This window comes from Acinetobacter sp. Ver3, from assembly GCF_000632455.1.
In the GTDB taxonomy this organism is placed as follows: domain Bacteria; phylum Pseudomonadota; class Gammaproteobacteria; order Pseudomonadales; family Moraxellaceae; genus Acinetobacter.
Window position 1 is genome coordinate 1 of the sequence record NZ_JFYL01000176.1, and the last position, 760, is coordinate 760.

Below are 760 nucleotides of genomic sequence, written 5' to 3' on the forward strand. Positions count from 1 at the left end.
TTTCAAAAAGTATGCTGGCGTTAAACAAATCCGTTATTAAGGTAAAAGAAAGTCAAATCAAAGGCTTTAAAATGATTTTCGAGCTTTTTAGAAAAGTTGCAACTTCTCCTAAATCCACGCCTGATTCGATGACGAATTCTACAATTGTTACCTTCAATACCGACGGTAAAAAACTTACCGATCACTTGCTTGCAACATTGAAATGCTGTGATAAAACTATCCCAATGATCACTCGCAATTCGAGCATATTGAACCCCAAGCTTTTTAAGTCTAGCTTTAAGACGTTGAACCGTTGCTAAATCCCGCTTACCCCAAACATAAGCAACAATTTCTCCAGATTCTCGATGGTAGGCATAAATAAGCCATTGTTTATTTTTCTTATTCCCTACAAAAGTCCAAAGTTCATCGACTTCAAGACATTCGTAGTGGCTTTGTTTAGGCTGAATCTGATAGATCGATTCACTTAAGGTTCGTAATACCTTGCCAATGCTGATACGCTCGACTTCAGCAATATCTCTTACACCGCTTCCTCTGACCATTAAATGTAATATCTTGCCGGTAATACCTGAATTACACCCTTGATAGCTTAATGCATGATCACCAATAAACTGACGTTTGCAATCTTTGCATTGATGGTTTTGTTTCCCATCTACTTTGATGCCATTTCTCTTTATATTGTTACTTAGACAGGTAGGACATTTGATTTGTAGCGTTATTTTCATACCTCTATTTTATCAAAAGCCATATTGTTTTTTTCAGC

The 760-nt window shown here is 36.6% G+C and carries 1 protein-coding gene; it reads right to left on the bottom strand.

The window, feature by feature from the left end:
• Positions 1-20 precede the first annotated feature (20 nt).
• Positions 21-722 (bottom strand): IS1 family transposase, encoded by a 702-nt coding sequence (locus CL42_RS16225; RefSeq protein WP_004282345.1) that lies wholly within the window; start codon positions 720-722, stop codon positions 21-23.
• Positions 723-760: the final 38 nt, after the last annotated feature.

What these genes read in the sequence shown, in the direction of transcription:
- CL42_RS16225 (WP_004282345.1), bottom strand. Translation starts at nt 722, where the DNA reads ATGAAAATAACGCTACAAATCAAATGTCCTACCTGTCTAAGTAACAAT.